This is a genomic window from Sphingomonas sp. SP6 (genome assembly GCF_058313435.1).
This window is the reverse complement of record NZ_JBZFLG010000001.1, coordinates 948883-963900: the sequence shown is the minus strand read 5'-3', so window position 1 is coordinate 963900 and position 15018 is coordinate 948883. Positions and strand designations below refer to the sequence as shown.

The 15018-nt window shown below is 69.6% G+C and carries 17 protein-coding genes; 6 read left to right on the top strand and 11 right to left on the bottom strand.

What is annotated here, in order from left to right; translation table 11 throughout:
• Window positions 1–12: 12 nt before the first annotated feature.
• Window positions 13–240: a hypothetical protein gene (locus AC4GYY_RS04760; RefSeq protein WP_491119070.1), complete on the top strand. Its 228-nt coding sequence runs from the start codon at window positions 13–15 to the stop codon at window positions 238–240.
• Here the strand turns inward: AC4GYY_RS04760 and AC4GYY_RS04755 are convergent.
• Genes AC4GYY_RS04755 through AC4GYY_RS04725 form a run of 7 tightly spaced genes read right to left on the bottom strand, consistent with a single transcriptional unit; the run spans window position 237 to window position 5303 of the window.
• Window positions 237–1037, bottom strand: coding sequence for a TrmH family RNA methyltransferase (locus tag AC4GYY_RS04755; protein WP_491119069.1), 801 nt, complete (start codon window positions 1035–1037; stop codon window positions 237–239). The two genes, AC4GYY_RS04760 and AC4GYY_RS04755, sit on opposite strands and share 4 nt — an antisense overlap.
• Window positions 1038–1310: an HPr family phosphocarrier protein gene (locus tag AC4GYY_RS04750; RefSeq protein WP_491119068.1), complete on the bottom strand. Its 273-nt coding sequence runs from the start codon at window positions 1308–1310 to the stop codon at window positions 1038–1040. It lies immediately after the preceding gene.
• Entirely contained in the window at window positions 1307–1714 is a 408-nt protein-coding gene (locus AC4GYY_RS04745; protein WP_491119067.1) for a PTS sugar transporter subunit IIA, read from the bottom strand. The genes AC4GYY_RS04750 and AC4GYY_RS04745 overlap by 4 nt, the downstream gene beginning before the upstream one ends.
• 13 nt (window positions 1715–1727) lie before the next feature.
• Complete coding sequence (rapZ, locus tag AC4GYY_RS04740) at window positions 1728–2636, bottom strand: RNase adapter RapZ (RefSeq protein WP_491119066.1); 909 nt, start codon at window positions 2634–2636, stop codon at window positions 1728–1730.
• The gene (locus AC4GYY_RS04735; protein WP_491119065.1) at window positions 2633–3046 is read right to left on the bottom strand and encodes an HPr kinase/phosphorylase; all 414 of its coding nucleotides are present in this window, start codon (window positions 3044–3046) and stop codon (window positions 2633–2635) included. The genes rapZ and AC4GYY_RS04735 overlap by 4 nt, the downstream gene beginning before the upstream one ends.
• The gene (locus AC4GYY_RS04730; protein WP_491119064.1) at window positions 3043–4599 is read right to left on the bottom strand and encodes a sensor histidine kinase; all 1557 of its coding nucleotides are present in this window, start codon (window positions 4597–4599) and stop codon (window positions 3043–3045) included. The genes AC4GYY_RS04735 and AC4GYY_RS04730 overlap by 4 nt, the downstream gene beginning before the upstream one ends.
• A complete protein-coding gene (locus tag AC4GYY_RS04725; RefSeq protein ID WP_491119063.1) occupies window positions 4599–5303 on the bottom strand; it encodes a response regulator transcription factor in 705 nt (234 codons plus the stop codon). The genes AC4GYY_RS04730 and AC4GYY_RS04725 overlap by 1 nt, the downstream gene beginning before the upstream one ends.
• 136 nt (window positions 5304–5439) lie before the next feature.
• Between AC4GYY_RS04725 and AC4GYY_RS04720 the strand changes: the two genes are divergently transcribed.
• The 3 genes from AC4GYY_RS04720 (at window position 5440) to AC4GYY_RS04710 (ending at window position 8972) form a co-directional block, all read left to right on the top strand.
• Window positions 5440–7047, top strand: a complete 1608-nt coding sequence (locus AC4GYY_RS04720; protein ID WP_491119062.1) for a phosphoenolpyruvate carboxykinase — start codon at window positions 5440–5442, stop codon at window positions 7045–7047.
• A gap of 78 nt (window positions 7048–7125) precedes the next feature.
• A complete protein-coding gene (locus AC4GYY_RS04715; protein WP_491119061.1) occupies window positions 7126–8358 on the top strand; it encodes a BtaA family protein in 1233 nt (410 codons plus the stop codon).
• 20 nt (window positions 8359–8378) lie between these two features.
• Window positions 8379–8972 carry a class I SAM-dependent methyltransferase gene (locus AC4GYY_RS04710; RefSeq protein ID WP_491119060.1) on the top strand — a complete coding sequence of 198 codons (594 nt, stop codon included), beginning with the start codon at window positions 8379–8381 and terminating at the stop codon, window positions 8970–8972.
• Here AC4GYY_RS04710 and AC4GYY_RS04705 read toward each other — a convergent pair.
• From AC4GYY_RS04705 to AC4GYY_RS04690, 4 genes are all read right to left on the bottom strand, one after another.
• Complete coding sequence (locus AC4GYY_RS04705; protein ID WP_491119059.1) at window positions 8962–9393, bottom strand: NfeD family protein; 432 nt, start codon at window positions 9391–9393, stop codon at window positions 8962–8964. The two genes, AC4GYY_RS04710 and AC4GYY_RS04705, sit on opposite strands and share 11 nt — an antisense overlap.
• A complete protein-coding gene (locus AC4GYY_RS04700; RefSeq protein WP_491119058.1) occupies window positions 9390–10373 on the bottom strand; it encodes an SPFH domain-containing protein in 984 nt (327 codons plus the stop codon). The genes AC4GYY_RS04705 and AC4GYY_RS04700 overlap by 4 nt, the downstream gene beginning before the upstream one ends.
• 60 nt (window positions 10374–10433) lie before the next feature.
• On the bottom strand, window positions 10434–11231 hold the full coding sequence (locus AC4GYY_RS04695; RefSeq protein WP_491119057.1) for a M10 family metallopeptidase C-terminal domain-containing protein: 798 nt from the start codon (window positions 11229–11231) through the stop codon (window positions 10434–10436).
• A gap of 84 nt (window positions 11232–11315) precedes the next feature.
• Window positions 11316–12158: a hypothetical protein gene (locus tag AC4GYY_RS04690; protein WP_491119056.1), complete on the bottom strand. Its 843-nt coding sequence runs from the start codon at window positions 12156–12158 to the stop codon at window positions 11316–11318.
• Between the two features lie 88 nt (window positions 12159–12246).
• Between AC4GYY_RS04690 and guaB the strand changes: the two genes are divergently transcribed.
• Together guaB and AC4GYY_RS04680 are read left to right on the top strand one after the other, a co-directional pair.
• The gene (gene guaB / locus AC4GYY_RS04685) at window positions 12247–13704 is read left to right on the top strand and encodes an IMP dehydrogenase (protein ID WP_491119055.1); all 1458 of its coding nucleotides are present in this window, start codon (window positions 12247–12249) and stop codon (window positions 13702–13704) included.
• Window positions 13705–13828: 124 nt separating this feature from the next.
• Window positions 13829–15004 (top strand): RsmB/NOP family class I SAM-dependent RNA methyltransferase, encoded by a 1176-nt coding sequence (locus AC4GYY_RS04680; protein WP_491119054.1) that lies wholly within the window; start codon window positions 13829–13831, stop codon window positions 15002–15004.
• The last annotated feature ends 14 nt before the right edge of the window (window positions 15005–15018 follow it).

Here is a 15018-nt window from a genome sequence, read left to right as displayed (position 1 = left end):
GTAGGATTTCTCATGGCCGCCGTCGCCGATTGCATCATCACCAACAGCGTCGAGGGGAAGGGCGCCTACGCCATCCGGACCGACACCGACGAGAACGTCTATATTCCGGTCAGCGTTGCCGAGAAGCTCGACCTGGAGGAGTTCGAGACCGTCAAGGTCATCATGATCAGGAACGATCGGACCGACCCGCCCTGGCGCGCGATCCGCGTCCGCCGCGAGGAAGCCGAAGACGAGGACTAGCCGGGCGGAGCCTGGCGGGCGAGCACCTCATAGGCCATTACCGCGGTCGCGACCGCGGCGTTCAGGCTGTCGGCCTTGCCCAGCATCGGCAGCTTGACGCGGATGTCGCACGCCGCCTCCAGCGACTCGGGCAGGCCCTGCGCCTCGTTGCCGGTCAGCAGGAAGGTCGGGGCAGGGTAGTCCGCCGCGCGGTAATCGTGTGTCGTCCGGAGCGAGAGCCCAACGAGCGTCCCGGGCGCGCCGCGCAGCCAGCCCAGGAACTCGGCCGCGGACGCCCGCGTCACCGGGACCGTGAACAGCGCTCCCATGCTCGCCCTGACCGCCTCCACGGAAAACGGATCCACGCAGTCGTCGAGCAGGATCAGCCCACCCGCGCCCACGGCGTCGCCCGTTCGGAGGATCGTCCCCAGGTTCCCCGGGTCGCGCAGCCGCTCGGCGACCAGCCAAATGCCCGCGCGGGTCCGTTCGATCCCGGCAAGCGGCGTCAGGAACTCGTCGAACACGCCCACGACCGCCTGTGCGTTGTCCTTGCCCGAGAGCTTGGAGAGGATGTCCGCGGTCGTCTCGATCGCCTCGCCGCCCGCCGCCTCGACCTCGGCGACCAGCGCGTCGACCAGCGGATGCCGCGCCGCGGCGAAGAACATCGTCCGCGGAAGCCTGCCCGTCTCTCGCGCCTCGGTGAGGATGCGCAGTCCTTCGGCCAGGAACAGGCCCGCCTCGCGGCGATGCCGCCTGTCGCGCAGGTCGCGGACCGATCGAACGAGCGGGTTGGAGAAGGCGGTGATGGTGCGGGGCACTCAGTCCTCGCCGAACTTGCCCTCGACCAGCCCGCACAGCGTCGCGACCACCGCCTCCGCGCCGTCGCCCTCGGCGGAGATCGTGATCGTGTCGCCTTGCGCCGCCCCGAGCATCATCAGCCCCATGATCGAGGTGCCGGTGACCGATCCGGCGCCGTCCTTGGCCACCTGCACCTCGATCGGCTGCGCGCTGGCCAGCGTGACGAACTTGGCGCTGGCCCGCGCATGGAGCCCGCGTCGGTTCTGGATCAGGACCGTCCGCGAAACCGTCACGCCGCCGCCTCGCCCAGCACCTCGGAGGCGACCGAGATATATTTGCGACCCGCCTCGCGCGCGGCAGCGACCGCCGCGGTGACCGACATCGCCTTGCGCGCCGATTCGAGCCGGATCAGCATGGGCAGGTTGATTCCGGCGATCACCTCCACCCGCCCCCGCTGCATCAGCGAGATCGCCAGGTTGGAGGGGGTGCCCCCGAACAGGTCGGTCAGCACGATTACCCCGCGTCCGGTGTCGACCTCCTCGATCGCGGCGGCGATGTCGGCGCGGCGCGCCTCCATGTCGTCGTCCGGGCCGATCGCGACCGTCGCCACCCGCTCCTGCGGGCCGACGACGTGGACCATCGCGGTCACGAACTCGTCGGCCAACCGACCGTGCGTCACCAATACCAAGCCGATCATCGGATCCCGTCCGTCATGCCGCGGGCTGCTCCGTCACGGATTCGCCCCGCGCCCCCAAGTCGCGGTGCGAGACCGTGGGCGAAAATCCCGCATCGCGCAACCGTGCTGCAATGCGGTGAGCGACGTGGACGCTGCGGTGTCTCCCGCCGGTACAGCCGAACGCGATCGTGACGTAGGACTTCCCCTCCGCCCGGTAGCGCGGGACGAGCAGCAGCAGCAGGTCCTCGATCCGGCTGAGCGCGGGCTCATAAGCCTCGTCCGCCGCGACATAGGCGGCGACGTCGGCGTCCAGTCCGGTCCCCGGCTTCAGCACCGGGTCCCAGTGCGGATTGCGCAGAAAGCGCATGTCGAACAGCAGGTCGGCTTCGGGCGGCACCCCGCGCGCGAACCCGAACGACAGGACCGACAGCGCCGGCTCGCTCAACCCCTCGCGCCCGAAGTCGCTCCGGATCCGATGCGCCAGCGCGGGGGCGTTGAGCCGCGTCGTGTCGATCAGCCGCGCCGCGCCCGTGCGCAGCGGTTCGAGCAGCGTCCGTTCGCGCTCGATCCCGTCGCGCGCGGGGCGGTCGAGCGCCAGCGGATGCCGTCGCCGGGTCTCGTCGTAGCGCCGCTCGAGCTCGGCCGTCGCGCAGTCCAGGAACAGCACGCCGATCCGCTCGCCCGCCGCGCCCAGTTGCGCGACGATCTCAAGGATGCGGGTCGGGTCGAAGTCGCGGGTCCGTGCGCCGACTCCGAGCGCCAGCGGCCGCGGCGTACGCTGCGCGCCAGCCGGGGGCGGTGCCGACAGCAGCCGGTCGAGCAAGGGCAGGGGAAGGTTGTCGACCGTCTCCCATCCCAGGTCCTCCAGCGTCTTGAGTGCGGTCGACACGCCCGCGCCGGAGAGCCCCGTCACCACCAGAATCTCGGTCGGCCCGCCGCTCACGCCGCGAGCACCTTGAGCGCCAATTCGACCTTCAGCGGCGCGCTCGCCTGGAACGGGTCCAGTGCCAGCAGCGGCACGTCGACCTCGGCGAAGGAGCGGAACGCGGGCTCGGGCATGCGCGGCACGATAGCAGACAGGTCGACCGCAAGCACCACCCGCGCCGCTCCGACATGCGGCAGCGGGACGACGCCGATCCCGCGCACCTCGATCAGCCCGGCGATGGTCTCGGGCGGCGACGCGATCAGCCGCCCGCCCTGGACGTCCAGCCGCGTCCGATCGTCCGCGACCAGCACCGCGCCGCGGTCGATCAGCCGCAACGCCAGATCGGATTTGCCCGCGCCGGATGCCCCGATGATCAGCACCCCCCGCGTCCCGATCGCGACCGTGGTGGCGTGGACGGTCAGCGTCATTTCGCCTCGCCCCACGGCAGCCGGACGACGAAGCGCGCGCCGTTGAGCCGGTCCTCGCGCGCCTCGACCGCGATCTCGCCGCCGTGCGCCTCGACGATCGTCCGCGCGATCGCGAGCCCCAGTCCCGAATGCGAGCCGAACGCCTCGCTCGACGGGCGCACCGAGTGGAAACGACGGAAGATCGCCTCGCGCGCTTCTTCGGGCACGCCCGGTCCCTCGTCCTCGATCCTGACCTCGACGCCGCCCTCCGCCTCGGTCGCCGCGACCGCGACCAGGCCGCCGTCGGGCGAGAACGAGACCGCATTGTCGATCAGATTCTCGAACACCCGCTCCAGCCGCGCCCCCTCCGCCGGGACGATCAGCGGCGCGTCGCCGGGCGAGTCGAAGCGCAGCCGCACCCCGCGCGCGATCTCGCGCGCCCGGCGCTGCCCGACCAGCGCGGCGACGAGCGCGCGCACGTCGACCGGCTCGAACTTGGCGCGGCTGAGCTGCGCGTCCAGTCGGCTCGCCTCGGAGATGTCGCTGATCAACCGATCGAGGCGGTGGACGTCGTCGCGCACGATCGCGAGGAGCCGGTCCTGGAGTTCGGCGTCGCGCACCCGTTCCAGCCCCTCGACCGCCGACCGCAGCGAGGCGAGCGGGTTCTTCAGCTCGTGCGTGACGTCGGCGGCGAACGCCTCGGTCGCGTCGATCCGCGCGCGCAGCGCCAGGCTCATGTCGGACAGCGCGCGCGCGAGCATCCCGATCTCGTCGCGTCGGTCGGGCAGCCGCGGCACCACCACTTCCCGTGCGCGCCCCAGCCGGACCCGCACCGCCGCGCGCGCCAGCCGCCGGAGCGGCCGCACGATCGTCCGCGCCAGGAACAGCGACAGCAGCACCGAGACGAGCGTCACCGACGCGAGCACGACGCTCAGCCGGAACCGCTCGACCCTCACCTGCTGGGTGATGTCGCGCGCGTTGAGCGTCATCAGCACCGCCCCGCCCGGGACGCGCGAGGCGGCGGTGATCACCGGCGTCCGATCGGGCGCGCGCCAGACGCTGACGCTCGGTTGGCGAAGGCGGTGCGCGGCGCGGACGTCGGGCCAGTCGCCCGCCACCCGACGCTCCCGGTACAGCGGCGCGCGCGCGGCGCCGACGACCGTATCGATCCCCGCATCGAGGAAGCGCGCCACCGCCTGGTCCCAGGACTGCTTGTCGGGATCGAGCAGTACGACGTTGCGAACGCCCAGCGAACGCGAGTCCAGCTGGAGCGCGCCTTGATGATCATAGACCCGCAGGCGCGAGTTGGTGTCCTCCGCCAGCCGGGCGAGAAGCGCGGGACGGTATCCCGGCCGTGCGGCGGCGATCGCCTCCGCGATCAGCCGCACCTCCTGTCGGGTCCGCGCGACGCGACTGTCGACCTGCCGACTGCGGTAGGAATCGAGATAGAAGAACGCGCCGGCCAGCAACGCCAGCGCGATGATGTTGACCGCCAGGATGCGCCGGGTGAGCGAGACGCGCCCCGACCATTGCAGCGTCAGGTCGCGTTCGTCGGTCCTCGCGGCGGCGTCCATCACTCCTCTGAGAAGCGATAGCCGGCGCCGTAGAGCGTCTCGATCGCGTCGAACTCCGGATCGAGCACGCGGAACTTGCGGCGGATGCGCTTGATGTGGCTGTCGATCGTGCGATCGTCGACGTAGATGTCGTCCTGATAGGCCGCGTCCATCAGCTGGTTGCGCGTCTTCACGATCCCGGGCCGTTGGGCCAGCGTCTCCAGGATCATGAACTCGGTCACCGTCAGCGTGATCGGCTCGCCCGCCCAGGTGACGCGGTGGCGCGCCGGGTCCATCACCAGTCGTCCGCGCTCGATCGGGCCGATCGCCTCGCCCGACTCGGTCCCGGACGTCTGGGCCTGTTCGGTCCGCCGCAGGATCGCGCGCACGCGGGCGATCAGCAACCGCTGGCTGAACGGCTTCGAGATATAGTCGTCCGCGCCCATCGCCAGCCCGAGCGCCTCGTCCAGCTCGTCGTCCTTGCTGGTCAGGAAAATGACCGGCGTCAGGTGCCGCTCGCGGAAGCGTCGAAGCAGTTCGAGCCCGTCGAGCTTGGGCATCTTGATGTCGAAGATCGCCAGATCGGGCGGGTTATCGGTCAACGCCTTCAGCGCGGCCTCGCCGTCCGAATAGACTCGCGTCAGGAAGCCTTCGGCTTGCAAGGCGATCGAAACCGAGGTCAGGATGTTCCGGTCGTCGTCGACGAGCGCGATCGTGGCGGTCATGCGCCTGCGCGTAGGGCAAAGCGGCCGCGCGCTCAATCGCGCGCCCGACGCGGGCGTTTGACAAGCCGCCGAACCCGGATAATCGGAGAGGCAACGCATACGTATGCGGTACGATAGAATAGGTAGGGGTAGGACTGTGAGTGATCGGATTCCGGACGCCGGGCTGGAGAGCCAGGGCATCGAGACGCGCGCGACCTTGCACTGGAACCTGGTGACCGCCAGGCTGGTCGAGACGGCGGTCGCCAAGGGCGAGGGCAAGCTCTCCGCCGACGGGCCGCTGGTGGTCGAGACAGGGCCGCACACCGGCCGCAGCGCGCAGGACAAGTTCATCGTGCGCGACGCGGAAACCGAATCGACCGTCTGGTGGGGCAAGACCAACAAGGCGATGGAGCCCGCCCATTTCGCCGCGTTGAAGGAGGATTTCCTCGCGCTGCTCCGCGAGAAGGAGGACCTCTACGTCCAGGATCTGTTCGGCGGCTCGCAGCCGGGCCACCGCGTCCGCGTGCGCGTCATCAACGAACTCGCCTGGCACAACCTGTTCATCCGCACGATGCTGGTCCGGCCCGAGGAGAGCCAGCTCAAGGACTTCGTCGCCGATTACACGATCATCGATCTGCCCAGCTTCCGCGCCGATCCCGCGCGCCATGGCACCCGCAGCGAGACGGTGATCGCGGTCAACTTCTCCGAGAAGCTCGTGCTGATCGGCGGCACGCGCTACGCGGGCGAGATGAAGAAGTCGGTCTTCGGCATCCTCAACTACCTGCTGCCGCCGACCGGGGTGATGCCGATGCATTGCTCGGCCAACATGGGCGAGGACGGCAAGACCGCCGTGTTCTTCGGCCTGTCGGGCACCGGCAAGACGACGCTGTCGGCCGATCCCAAGCGCACGCTGATCGGCGACGACGAGCACGGCTGGTCCGACACCGCGGTCTTCAACTTCGAGGGCGGCTGCTACGCCAAGATGATCCGCCTCTCGCCCGAGGCGGAGCCCGAGATCTTCGCGACGACCAAGCGCTTCGGGACCGTGCTCGAGAACGTCGTGATGGATCAGGTGACGCGCCAGCTCGACCTCGACGACGCCAGCCTCGCCGAGAACAGCCGCGGCGCCTATCCGATCGATTTCATCCCCAATTCGTCCGACGAGAATATGGGCGGGGTGCCGTCGAACATCGTCATGCTCACCGCCGACGCCTACGGCGTCCTCCCGCCGATCGCGAAGCTGACGCCCGACCAGGCGATGTATCATTTCCTCTCGGGCTACACCGCGCGCGTCGCCGGCACCGAGATCGGCGTGACCGAGCCCGACGCGACCTTCTCGACCTGCTTCGGCGCGCCGTTCATGCCGCGCCACCCGTCCGTCTACGGCAACCTCCTCAAGGAGCGGATCGCGCGCGGCGGGGTCGACTGCTGGCTGGTCAACACCGGCTGGACCGGCGGCAAGTACGGGGTCGGCCACCGCATGCCGATCAAGGCCACGCGCGCGCTGCTCGACGCGGCGCTCGACGGCAGCCTGAAGGACGCCGAGTTCCGCACCGATCCGAATTTCGGCTTCAAGGTGGCGGTATCGGTCCCCGGCGTCGACGCCGCGATCCTCGATCCGCGCGGGACCTGGCCCGACACGGCCGAGTATGACGCGACTGCCGGCAAGCTGGTCGATCAGTTCAACGAGAACTTCGCCCAGTTCGCCGAGCACGTCGATCAGGGCGTGCGCGAGGCCGCGCCGAAGGTGCCGCAACCGGCCTGACGCCGAACCGTCACCGAACCGACCCTGCCGTGTCACGCCGCGCCCCTAAGCGCGGCCAACTCGGCAGGGAGGTTCGGTTTGGCCGCGATTGCAGACGGGTTGCCGCGAAATCATGCGGTTCGCGCAGCTGTTCATCGCCATGGGCGATGGTCCACGCAAGGTATCGCCGAGCGCGCCTTCACCTTCGCCTTTCGCGGCCTCGTCTATCCGCAGATCTGGGAAGATCCGGAGGCCGATCTCGAGGGGTTGGCGCTGACCCCGGAAAGCCGGGTGATCGCGATCGCCTCGGGCGGCTGCAATGTCCTGTCTTACCTCACCGCTGCCCCCGCCGCGATCACCGCGGTCGACCTCAACCCGGCGCATATCGCCCTCAATCGCCTCAAGACCGCGGCCGCGCGCCGCTTGACGCAGGAGGAGTTCCACCGCTTCTTCGCCCGCGCCGACGATCGCCGCAACGTCGAGACCTATCGCGCCAAGCTCGCCCCGCATCTCGACGAGACGACCCGCGCCTATTGGGAGGCGCGCGCGCCGCTTCGGCCCCGGATCGAGGCGTTCGCCCGCGGCTTCTACCGCGGTGGACTGCTCGGCCATTTCATCGGCTTCGCGCACCGGCTCGCCCGGCTTCACGGTATCGACCCGCGCGTGATCCTCACCGCTCGCAACCGCGCGGAGCAGCGCCGGATCTTCGACGAGACGTTCGCGCCGCTGCTCGACTCGCGTCTCGTCCGCTGGCTGTGCGACCGTCCCGCCGCGCTCTACGGCCTCGGCATCCCGCCCGCGCAGTTCGGGGAGCTGACCGGCGGCGCGAAGATGGCCGACGTGCTCCGCCACCGCCTCGAGAAGCTCTCGTGCGACTTCGACCTGAAGGACAATTACTTCGCCTGGCAGGCGTTCGCGCGCGAATACGGGCGCAGCCCGGATGCGCCGCTACCGCCATATCTACTGCCCGCGAATTTCGAGACGATCCGCGCGCGCGCGCACCGGATCGACATCCGCCACGCCAACCTGACCGAGCATCTCGCGACGCTTCCCGCTTGTGCGCTCGATCGCTTCGTGCTGCTCGACGCGCAGGACTGGATGACCGACGAACAGCTCACCGCGCTCTGGACCGGGATCACCCGCGTCGCCGCACCCGGCGCGCGCATCCTCTATCGCACGGCCGGCGTTCCCGACATCGTCCCCGGCCGCGTCCCGTCCGCCATTCTTGCGCGCTGGACCTACCAGGCGGCCGAGTCGAAGCGGCTCGGCGAGCGCGATCGTTCGGCGGTCTACGGCGCCACCCACCTCTACGTGTTGGGAGACGCCGCCTGAGCGCCGATCACGCCGCGGCGATGGACCGGATGTACCGGCTCCAGCGTCACCTCTACGACGCCACGCGCAAATATTACCTGCTCGGCCGCGACGCGCTGATCGCCGACCTCGCACCCCCGCCGGGCGGGACGGTGCTGGAGATCGGCTGCGGCACCGGGCGCAACCTGATCGCGGCGGCGAGGCGCTGGCCCGAGGCGCGCTGCTACGGCCTCGACATCTCCGAGGCGATGCTCGCCACCGCTCGCGTCAAGGCGGCGCGCGCAGGGGCGGCGATCACCTTCGTCGCGGGCGACGCGGCCGGCTTCGATCCCGCGCCGTTCGGTGTCGTCCGCTTCGACCGCATCTTCATGAGCTACACGTTGTCGATGATCCCGCCCTGGGAAGCCGCGATCACCCACGCCCGCACGCTCCTCGCGCCAAGGGGAACGCTCTCGATCGTCGACTTCGGCCAGCAGGAGGCGCTCCCTCGCTGGTGGCGCGCGGCGCTGATGGGCTGGCTCGCCAAGTGGCACGTGACGCCGCGCGCCGGTCTGCGCGAAACGGTCGAGCGGATCGGCGGCGAACTGCGACCACTCTACGGCGGTTACGCCTGGAGCGCGCGGGTCAACCGCTGACCGGTTCCACCTCGACCATCGCGCCTTCCACCGCGACGATCCGCACCCGGGCGCCCGCCGCCGCATCCGGTCCTCGCGCCGGCCACGTCCCGTCGCCGATCCGCACCCGGCCGCGCCCGCCCGCGATGGCCTCCTCGACGGTCACCACCGCGCCGATCATCCTCGCCGCACGATCGTTGAGCAGCGGATCGCTCGTCTCGACCGGATAGTCGCGGTACCAGCGCCGTCCGATCGCGACCGCAACCGCGCTCCACACCGCGAAGCTGCCGAGCTGCGCCGCCAGCGGCAGCGCCGGCAGCGCGAATAGCGCCGCGCCGGTGATCGCCGCCGCCAACGCCAGGAACACCAGGAACACGCCGGGGACCAGCAGCTCGGCGATGCCCAGCACCACCGCCAGCCCCAGCCAGAGCGCAGGGCTCACGACTGGGAGGGGAAGACCGGCGGCGCGCTCGTCCGGCGCGCCGGCGGGGCAGGGGGCGCCGCCTGCGCTTGCGCCGCGCCGAGCGCATCCTTCGCCAGCTCGCCGATCCCGCCGAGCGTGCCGATCAGCTGCGTCGCCTCCACCGGGAACAGAATGGTCTTGGCATTGGGCGATGTCGCGAACTTGCCCACCGCCTCCACATACTTCTGCGCGATGAAGTAGTTGAGCGACTGGCTCGATCCAGCCGCGATCGCGTCCGAGACGAGCTGGGTCGCCTTCGCCTCCGCCTCCGCCGCGCGCTCGCGCGCCTCGGAATCGCGGAACGCCGCCTCGCGCCGGCCCTCGGCCTCGAGGATCTTCGACTGCTTTTCCCCCTCGGCCCGCAGGATCGCGCCGGCGCGCGCGCCTTCCGCGTCGAGGATGTTGGCGCGCTTCTCGCGCTCGGCCTTCATCTGCCGGCCCATCGCCGAGACGATGTCCGCGGGCGGGCGGATGTCCTTGATCTCGACGCGGGTGATCTTGACTCCCCACGGCACCGTCGCATGATCGACGACCGACAGTAGCCGCGCGTTGATCTCGTCGCGCTTCGACAGCGTCTCGTCGAGGTCCATCGAGCCCATGACGGTGCGCAGGTTGGTCGTCGTCAGCTGGAGCAGCGCAACATAGAGGTCGCTGACCTCATAGGCCGCCTTGGCCGCGTCGAGCACCTGGAAGAACACGATCCCGTCGGTCGAGACGATCGCATTGTCCTTGGTGATGATCTCCTGACCCGGGATGTCGATCACCTGCTCCATCATGTTCACCTTCCGGCCGACACGGTAGAAGAAGGCAGGGTAGAAGTTGAAGCCGGGCGCGGCGGTGACGGTGTACCGCCCGAAATGCTCGATCGTGTAGCGATAGCCCTGCCGCACGATCTTGATGCTGGCGAACAGGTAGAACAGCACCAGGATCAGCAGCAGCCCCGCGAACGTCGTCACCATCTCATATCCTCCGCTCTCGCGGTGCCTAGCACCGGGCGGGGGAGGGGCCTAGCGGAACCGTCAGACCAGCAGCCCGTGCTCGTGCGCGAACGCGGGCGCGTGGTGAGCGCTCGCATCGGTCTGGAGCGGCATGAAGGTGACGTCGCTCGCGTGGAGGTCACGCGGCAGCACGCCCTGCAACGTCACCGAGCTGGAACTGTCCGGCGTCCGGATGATCAGGCCGACCCGCGTGCGTTCGATCAGCAACTGGTCGAACGACGTCACCGAGTCGGTGACGAAGGTCAGGTGGTCCTCGCCCGGGTGGAAGTCGGTGATGTTGTCCTTGCCCCAGGTATCGCCATCGGCCGTCGCCTCGAACACGAAGGTGTCCCCCCCCTCGTTTCCGGTCATCAGGTCGTTGCCCGCGCCGCCGTGGAACTCGTCCGCGACACCGCCGCCGATCACCGCATCCTTGCCGTTCGAGCCGAAGAACAGCAGCGATGCGTCGCGCTCGGGCTGCCAGTCGAGGAAGACGCTCGATGGCTGGAACGGGTCGCTCGACGATCCGGCGCCGTAGACCGTGAAGGTCGTGCCCGCCGCGGCGACCGAGTCGTCGACATAGACCTCGAACGCGCCCTTGCCGCTCATCGCCATCTGCTCGAACCCGGTGAAGCGGTCGTGGCCCAGATTGTAGAAGCCGCCGTCCTGGAGGATCGCGAGGTCGTAGGACCCCTTGCCGGCGTCGATCCGATCCTCGCTGTCGAACGTCGTCGCGCTGAGGCGGACGATGTCGTTGCCGCCGCGCATCCGCACGGTGTCGGCCTCGCCGTCGGTCAGCGTGTAGAAGTCGTCGCCGTTCGTGCCCTTGTACTTGGCCATGATCGCTGATCCTCTCGTTCGATGCGCCGCAGCTACCCGTCCGTCCGGGAGGCGGCAAGCCGGTGGCGGCGCGCGGCTGAGGGATCAGACCAGGAGCCCGTGCTCGTGCACCGCCATCAACGGATGCGTGACCGCCTCGTGCAGCGGCGCAAAGATGACGTCGCTAGCGTGGAGGTCGCTCGCGTGGACGCCCGTCAGAAAGATTGAGCTGGTGCTGTGCGGAGTCCGCACCAGCGCGCCGCCTGCCGAATCGGTTATGATCAGACGGCGGAAAGCGTGCACCGAGTCGGTGACGAAGAACAGATGGTCCTCGCCCGGACGGAAATCGCGGATGATGTCCTTGCCCCAAGCGTCGCCGCTCTCGTCGGCGACGAACAGGAAGGTGTCGCTGCCGCCGTTCCCGACCAACTGGTCGTCGCCGCGGCCGCTGTCGAACAGATCGGCGTTCGGCCCGCCGTTCAGCTGATCGTTGCCCCCGCCCGTATGAAGCGCCAGCGCCCCGATCGTGCTCGCTCCGGTAAACGCTACGTCAACCGCCTTCGAGGTGGGGTCAATTAATGGGTCAAGGTTAAGCGACAGCGTCTGGTCGTCTGTCATGGTCGGATCGAATACTGAGAGGCTGAAATGGCCGGTCCCGGTCAGAACGATCGCCTCGAACCTGATGAAATGGAAATTGGCGAGCGTATAATAACCGCCACCGACAAGGAACGCCGTATCATAGCCGTCCCCGCCGTCGAAGCGGTCATTCCTGTCAAGCGCCGCATCGCCCAGGTACAGCGAGTCATTGCCGCCGAGCAGCCGGACCTTGTTCTGAATTCCCTCGACGACCGTATAGCTGTCGTCGCCGTCGGTGCCCCTGTACTTCGCCATGGCTTTATCTTTCCCAGGATGCCGCGCAAAACTACCAGATTGCCCGGTCGGCGGCAAGGCGAGCAGCCGCCCGCACGCCCCTAGCGAAACCCGCCGCCCGCGGTTACATGGCGCGCCACCTCCCGCTTCCCGGACACTGGCACCTATGGACATCCGCCTCGGCCTTACCTTCGACGACGTGCTGCTCGTCCCCGCCGAGTCGGACGTGCTGCCCAGCACCGCCGACATCCGCACGCAGGTGACCCGCGGAATCGCGCTCAACATCCCGATCCTCTCCGCGGCGATGGACACCGTGACGGAGGCCGACATGGCGATCGTCATGGCGCAGCTCGGCGGGCTCGGCGTGCTGCACCGGAATCTGACCGTCGAGGAGCAGGTCGCCGCGGTCCGCCAGGTGAAGCGGTTCGAAAGCGGGATGGTTGTCAACCCGATCACGATCGCCCCCGACGCGACGCTCGCCGACGCGCAGGCGCTGATGAAGGCCAACCGGATCAGCGGCATCCCGGTGGTGGAGCGCGACGGCAAGCTCGTCGGCATCCTCACCAACCGCGACGTGCGCTTCGCCGAGAACCCCAGGCAGCCCGTCCGCGAGCTGATGACGCACGACAATCTCGCGACCGTCTCGGTCGGCGTCTCGCAGGAGGAGGCGCGGCGCCTCCTCCACCAGCGCCGGATCGAGAAATTGCTCGTGGTCGACGAGGCCTATCGCTGCGTCGGCCTCGTCACCGTCAAGGACATCGAGAAGGCGGTCACCTATCCCGACGCGACCAAGGACGGAGCGGGACGGCTCCGCGTCGCCGCCGCAACCACCGTCGGCGACAAGGGGTTCGAGCGGACCGAGGCCTTGGTCGACGCCGAACTCGACCTGGTCGTCATCGACACCGCGCACGGCCACAACCGCGACGTCGCCCGCGCGGTCGAGCGGGTGAAGCGGCTGTCGAACTCGGTCCAGGTCGTCGCCGGCAACGTCGCGACCGCCGAGGCGACGCGCGCGCTGATCGACGCGGGTGCGGACGGGATCAAGGTCGGGATCGGCCCCGGCTCGATCTGCACGACTCGCGTCGTCGCCGGCGTCGGCGTCCCCCAGCTCACCGCCGTCATGGACTGCGCCGAGGAGGCGTGGAAGGCCGGTGTGCCGGTGATCGCCGACGGTGGCCTGCGCACCTCGGGCGATCTCGCCAAGGCGCTCGCCGCAGGAGCGGGGGCCTGCATGGTCGGATCGCTGCTCGCCGGCACAGAGGAAGCGCCGGGTGAGACCTTCCTCTATCAGGGCCGCGCGTACAAATCGTACCGTGGCATGGGCTCGGTCGGCGCGATGGGCCGCGGCTCGGCCGATCGCTACTTCCAGGGCGACATCAAGGATCAGATGAAGCTCGTCCCCGAGGGGATCGAGGGCCAGGTCGCGTTCAAAGGCCCCGCGCGGGACGTGATCCACCAGCTCGTCGGCGGCATCAAGGCGGCGATGGGCTACACCGGCTCGGCGACGATCGAGGCCCTTCGCGAGCGCGCCAACTTCGTCCAGATCACCGGCGCGGGGCTCAAGGAAAGCCACGTCCACGACGTCACGATCACGCGCGAGGCCCCCAATTATCCGACGCGGTGATGCCGCTGTCCTGTGCCGGCGGAATGTGTCATGCTGCATCGCAGCTCGCGGGCATGATGTTCGCGCCCCATGCGTCAGGGTAGACCGGTCTGGGCACCATTTTCGCGACTTTTCGGACCGCCTCATGACCCCAGCCGCCCGCACCCAGGCCGCCATCGAGCTTCTCGACAGGATCGTCACCGCCGCACGCGAAGGCGGAGCTTCGGCGGATACGCTGATCGCCCGCTACTTCGCCGAGCGCCGCTACGCCGGGTCGAAGGACCGCCGCGCCGTCCGCGAGCTCGTCTACGCCGCGATCCGGCAGGCGGGCGAGCGGCCCGCGAGCGGCCGCGCCGCACTGCTCGGCCTCGCCGCGAACGACGAGGCGCTGAGCGCCACCTTCGACGGCTCGCCGCACGGCCCCGCCGCGATCGCCGTCGACGAGCCGGCCGCCAAGCGCGGCGTCGCCCCCGCCTGGCTGGTCAAGCGGCTCAAGGACTCCGCGCTCGATCATGACGAGATCGGCGCGCTCATCGGTCGCGCCCCGCTGGATATCCGGGTCAACCGACTCCAGGGTGCGCCCGAAGACGTCGTCGCCCGGATCGACGGCGCAGAGCCGATCTCCGGCCTTGCCGCCGGTCTTCGCCTCCCCGCCGGGAGCGACGTCTCCGGTCTCGCGGGCTTCGTCGAGGTGCAGGACGCGGGCAGCCAGATCGTCACGCTCGCCGCAAAAGCCCGGCCGGGGATGCGCGTGGTCGATCTGTGCGCCGGCGGCGGCGGCAAGACGCTCGCGCTCGCCGCCGCGATGGCGAACGAGGGCCGCATCCTCGCGACCGACACCGACCGCACCCGGCTCCAACGGCTGCCGCCCCGCGCCGAGCGTGCCGGCGTCTCGATCGTCGAGATCAGGCTGCTGGATCCCGGCGAGGAGTCGAGGATCCTGGCCGATGAAGCCGGCAGCGCCGATGTCGTCCTGATCGACGCCCCGTGTTCGGGCACGGGCACCTGGCGGCGCAACCCGGAGGCGCGCTGGCGACTCACCCCCGATCGGCTCGAGCGCCTGGCGGAAACGCAGCGCCGGGTGATGGCGATCGGTGCGCGTCTGGTGAAGCCGGGCGGCGCGCTGGTCTATATCGTCTGCTCGCTGCTCGACGACGAAGGCGCGGCGCAGGTCTCGCGCTTCCTTACCGCACATCGTGACTGGAAGGCGACGCCGCTCGATTTACCCGCGGGTCGCCCCCACGGCGCCGGCGTCCGCCTCACCCCCGGTCACGACGCAACCGACGGTTTTTTCGTCGCGCGCCTCGTGCGGTCGTGCTAGCCGTCTGAGATCGT